Annotated in this window: 7 protein-coding genes; all 7 read left to right on the top strand. The window is 31.4% G+C overall.

The genetic code is table 11. The features are described 5' to 3' along the window. Nucleotides 1-34 precede the first annotated feature (34 nt). The 7 genes from KO500_RS06120 to KO500_RS06090 all read left to right on the top strand — a co-directional run bounded on the left by KO500_RS06120 (nt 35) and on the right by KO500_RS06090 (nt 4,992). Nucleotides 35-1,540, top strand: coding sequence for a S41 family peptidase (locus KO500_RS06120; protein WP_215955638.1), 1,506 nt, complete (start codon nt 35-37; stop codon nt 1,538-1,540). Between the two features lie 216 nt (nt 1,541-1,756). Further along, entirely contained in the window at nt 1,757-2,224 is a 468-nt protein-coding gene (locus KO500_RS06115) for a hypothetical protein (protein WP_215955637.1), read from the top strand. 130 nt (nt 2,225-2,354) lie between these two features. Continuing rightward, nucleotides 2,355-2,873 (top strand): DUF2947 family protein, encoded by a 519-nt coding sequence (locus KO500_RS06110; RefSeq protein WP_215955636.1) that lies wholly within the window; start codon nt 2,355-2,357, stop codon nt 2,871-2,873. 179 nt (nt 2,874-3,052) lie between these two features. After that, nucleotides 3,053-3,385, top strand: coding sequence for a hypothetical protein (locus KO500_RS06105; RefSeq protein WP_215955635.1), 333 nt, complete (start codon nt 3,053-3,055; stop codon nt 3,383-3,385). 9 nt (nt 3,386-3,394) lie between these two features. Next, nucleotides 3,395-3,718: a hypothetical protein gene (locus tag KO500_RS06100; protein WP_215955634.1), complete on the top strand. Its 324-nt coding sequence runs from the start codon at nt 3,395-3,397 to the stop codon at nt 3,716-3,718. Between the two features lie 159 nt (nt 3,719-3,877). After that, nucleotides 3,878-4,381, top strand: coding sequence for a hypothetical protein (locus KO500_RS06095; protein WP_215955633.1), 504 nt, complete (start codon nt 3,878-3,880; stop codon nt 4,379-4,381). Nucleotides 4,382-4,503: 122 nt separating this feature from the next. Further along, the gene (locus KO500_RS06090) at nt 4,504-4,992 is read left to right on the top strand and encodes a hypothetical protein (protein WP_215955632.1); all 489 of its coding nucleotides are present in this window, start codon (nt 4,504-4,506) and stop codon (nt 4,990-4,992) included. Nucleotides 4,993-5,156: the final 164 nt, after the last annotated feature.

The raw sequence follows: 5,156 nt of genomic DNA, 5'->3' as shown, positions 1-5,156 counted from the left end.
TTCAGGACAAGACATTTAAACGAACATTTAAGGAATGAACAAAAAATTCTATTTAATATTAATGTTTTTAATTGCATTCTATTCGTGTAAAAATGAAAACACTAAAACGTCAACTAATACTTTAGCGAAACTTGACCTAAAAAAATATCCGAAATCTGAATTAATCAATGATTTTGAACTTCTCACAAATAGCCTAAAAGAAGCTCATACAGGGATTTATTGGTACAACACCGAAAAACAATTTGACAGCCTTGTAGGTGTACAAAAGAATTTATTAAAAGACAGTTTGAACGGGCTTCAATTTTATAATATAGTTTCTCCAATTGTTTCTTACACTAAAGAAGACCATTGCGATATTTATTTACCAGAAGACGTTTTTGAATTTTTAGAAGTTAATGGTACATTTATCCCTTTATCTGTTTTGAGTGTCAACGAAAAAATTCACATTTTAAACAATCCAAGTGAAGATATAGAGATAAAAGGTTTTGAACTGAAAAAAATAAATGGAAAATCCATAACAGAAATATATAAAAATCTGTTTAATACCATTGCTTCAGATGGTTTCATAAAACAATCAAAATACAGGTGGTTGGATAATATACGTTTAAGTACAATGTATGCATCAACCATTGGACAACCAAAGGAATTTGAAATTGAAGTTTCTGACCCAAAAACAAATTCCAACACTTTACATAAAATACAAAGCGTAAATAAAGAGAATTTAAAAAGTATAAGTAAAGAGGTAGGATTGTATTCGGACTTGGAACCAGCCAAATTCAAAATCCTGCAACCTAATACAGCCATTTTAACTTTCAATACATTCCACAACGTTCTCTATGAAGAAAATGATATAGAATTTAAAAAATTTGTTTCAAACTCTTTCAAAAAAATAGATAGCTTAAAAGTCAAAAACTTAATAATTGACTTACGGGAAAATGGTGGCGGAACAGAAGGAAATGAAGATTATTTGTTTTCATATTTAACAGATAAACCATATAATAAATATAAAGACGTTGAAATTTCATCCTTTAATTATTCCTTTTACCAATACACAGACTATGCTAAAGAAGAAGATTTTAAAGAACTAGAAAATGATATAAAGAAAGAACATTCTTTAGCAGATGATGGTAGAATATTACGAAGAAAAGACATCGAAAAAATTGAACCACTAAAACCAAATCCTTTTCTTGGAAATATTTACATCCTAACAAGTGGGTGGACTTATTCTGGTGGAGCAGAGTTTTCTAGTTTAATGAGACAACACACTAATGCAATATTTATCGGAGAAGAAGTCGGTGGTGGATTTTATGGCAATACGAGCGGTTATGGTTTGGAACTCAAACTCCCGAACACGAAGATTTCTGTAGACATTCCACTTCTAAAGTTCTCATTAGATGTTGACAAAGGGGAAATAGGTCGAGGAGTAATTCCTGATTACCCAATTCAACCAACATTTGAGGATTATTTAAACAGAGAAGATGCTATTTTAGAATTTGCAAAAAAGCTAAGTGCAAAAAAAACGTTGCCTAACAGTGTATAAAAAACATAGGGTATTTGTGCTAAACCGAAAGGTCTGTGAATATTAACAAAGTCCGCTAAATATAAAATTTGGCGTTTATAGTAGAAAAGATAAAAGCAAAATATTTATATTTAGCTAAGTAATAAACCGAAACGATAGTGCTTATCACCTGCCCTACGTTTCTTATACTTAACGTTGTAACACATTTGCCAAAACATACGTCTGAATTAAAATTGAATGAATAAAGCCATTAAATACACACTTATTACAGTTGGAATAAACCTATTGATTGCGATTTTAATTTTTCTATGGATTTTAGCAGGTTATAATCATCCTTTTCGAGATTTATTTGACTTTATTTCTGACTTTCCATTAAATATTGGATTAGGAATTATATTTCTAATAATATCAAGTTATTATGTCGGAAAGAAAATGCAAACTCTGATTTGCGAAAAAAAATGGAATTCAATACTTGTTGGAATGCTCGGACTTATGTTAATTCTGATTTTCGGCACTTTTGGAGGTTCGACTGTTGGATTTATAGAAGAAGGATTGCAAAGTGGAGATACGATTTATGAGGCTATTGTAGATTATTATTATAAGCCATTCTTTTGGATTTTAATATTCGGATTTATTCCGACTTTCATCTCTGGCGGAATTTTAGGTGGTATAATAAGAAAAAAAACGTGTTACAACATTGTATAAAAATAATGCGTAAGTTTATTCCTAAATCTAAAGTTAGTGCTTGTTTGCTTGCATCTGATTTTCCTTCGGAAAATCCTCGGACTCAAACTACGCACTATTCTTATACGGAACCGTTGTAAGCAAGCTGAAAATGACATTTGCAGATTTAAACAAACATATAATTCCAATGACTGAATTCACTCTTAAATGGAGGTTTACGGAAGAAGAATATGATTGTTTACCTGAACAACATTTGAATGAATTAAAGCCTTTAGACAAGCTCGGAGCGGAATTTCTTGCTGATTATATAAGTGATTGTAAAATTCATAATGATTTACCATTTAAAAGTGGACTATTTAGAAATCTGGACAAAGCTAAAATTCTTGAAAATAATGAAAAGGACATAACCAAGTGGCTTTACCAAAGAGCAATTCCTTTTGACAAAGAAGTTTACCTCTGTTGGGACAGAAACAATGGAATGAAAACGAAATGGAAATTTGTGGTTAAATATTGGGATTCCATATTTTATGGCGGAGCTGATGATTTAACGGTTTTTGACCAAAGTCTGGAATGGACATTGCTGTTTTTTCACGAAGACGAAATCCATTTCGGAACAAACAAAGATTATGAGCCAATTGCGGAATTTGATGAAAAATGGTTTGTGATTTAAGAATAAGCGGAATAAAAGCCAGCTTACAACACCGTATAAAAATAATGCTTAGTTTAGTGCTTAATCAAGAGTCCGTGCGCTTTTGTTACGTCTGATTTTCCTGCGGAAAATCCTCTCACACAAAACCGCACTATTCTTATACAACAACGTTGTAACACATTTGACCAAACCAAGAAAAATTGAAATTAACTAAAAAACATTTGGGAATTTATAACACCTACGAAGGAAAAAAATCCTCGTTGGAAAATGTAGGAACTCAAAAGGAAAAGGAATTGTTTCAAAACGGAGAGTTTGAGAAAATAACGGAATTAATACAAACCGAATACAAAATAAAAAAGAACGAACTTTCAGAATCTGAAATACAAAATCACAAGTCTGAACTGAATTCAATATTTGATAGTAATTGGAATAAAAAGTCATTAAAATACTTATCAAAAAAATACTGTGAACCCGAAAAAGAACAAAGCACTTTTAACTCAATTATGTCAATGCTTTGGGCGATGTTTGGTTAAATAATTTATATGAATAGAAAAATAAAATGGACTTTCAGAATGGCATTGACAAGCATTTTATTGTTGACTATTGCTCTATTCATAAATTATTTCCGAGAACCATTACTCGGAATTAAAGAAGGATATGCACCTCATAATTTTAGTTTCAATTTTATGTTCTTTCTTCCTTCAATACTAATATCACTTGGATTAGGAATAGCGGTAATTGGAAGAACAATTAAACATTGGACAAAATGGAATAATTTGAACAAAAAAATACTATTAATCGGACTTTCAAGTCCAGTAATTATATTATTTATTTATCAAACAATTAGACTACAGACAATTGATTAAAAAACGTGTTACAACAATGTATAACCGCAATTACGGCGGATTCGACTACGTCCGAATCCACTCGGAATTGCTAACGTCAGTGCTTAACCGAAAATCATTATCTTTAATCCCGTAACTGACGGTTATACGAGACCGTTGTGTGTAATTTGAGAAAACCTAATGCAGAGAACAGAAATCATAGATAAAAACCAACTTTTTGAACTGATTGAATACATTCTTTCGGACTCAAAAACTGAATTCTATGAGTCGTACTCTGAAATGGAAAAGGAAATAGTTCAGATAAATAATCTGGCTGAATTCCAAGACTATTTTGACAAGGGAATCACAAATGGAAAAGTGCATTTCGGATTTGGAATGTATAATCCTGAATCGAAAGGTAAGTTCTTTACCTCGAAAATAAAGCTCAATCCTAAACATTGTGACGGAAAAACTTTCCGCTATCGAATAGATGGTTGGGCAATAATCTTTATTCAGTTTGACTTGCAAAACGGAGAAAACCGAATTGAATGTAGAGTTTCCGTAAATTCAAAAAAACGAGCTGAAAACTGGAAAAGCACAAATCCTGAATTTGGTAATCCAGAATTATGGGAATGGAAAAATGTGGAAAGTAGAGCGAGAAAAATAATTAACCGATTAAAAAAAACTACACACAACAATGTATAAAAATAATCGCTCAATTTTGGGCTTAACCAAAGGTCGTTGCAAGTTTACTACGTCTGATTTTCCTTCGGAAAATCCTCGCACATAAACCCGCAACTATTCTTATACTAACCGTTGTAAAACATTTGAGAAAAACCCTTCAAATATTAATTATTGTACTGATTTCAGTAAGTTGTTCCCAATCTAAAAAAGGAGCAGTATCTGAAAACAGAACTCTATATATCTTTGATTTGGATTCTCTTAAACGTACAGAAAACTACAAACTGACGATAGAAACTAAAGACAGTATAATCAAGTATAAATATCTGAATTTAGATGATAATGAAAAAAACGTAAACTTGCGTTTTAATATCAATTCTAAAACTTTATCACTTGACTTTTGGGAATTTGAGCTGACTAAAAAGAACAAATACTCGGAATCTGAATTATCAGAAACTGAATTTGACCTTTATAAATTAAAAGAGCCAATTACCGACGGAAATGGACCAATGCTTTTCAATATAAATTACGGAATTTTAAATATTGACAATGGTTGGGGAATGAAATTCATTTACTTAAAATCGGACAACAATTCTAAACTGACAACCAATATTATTAAAACCTTAAATGAATAAAAACGTTTTACAACACCGTATAAAAATAATGCTTAGTTTAGTGCTTAATCAAGAGTCCGTGCACTTTTGTTACGTCTGATTTTCCTGCGGAAAATCCTCGCACACAAAACCGCACTAATTATACACAAAACCGTTATCTGCAAGCTTGACCCGTCCTGAATAAA

Source organism: Cellulophaga baltica (genome assembly GCF_018861125.1).
Taxonomy (GTDB): domain Bacteria; phylum Bacteroidota; class Bacteroidia; order Flavobacteriales; family Flavobacteriaceae; genus Cellulophaga; species Cellulophaga baltica_A.
The sequence above is the reverse complement of the archived record's forward strand: the minus strand, read 5'-3'. Positions and strand labels throughout refer to the sequence as shown.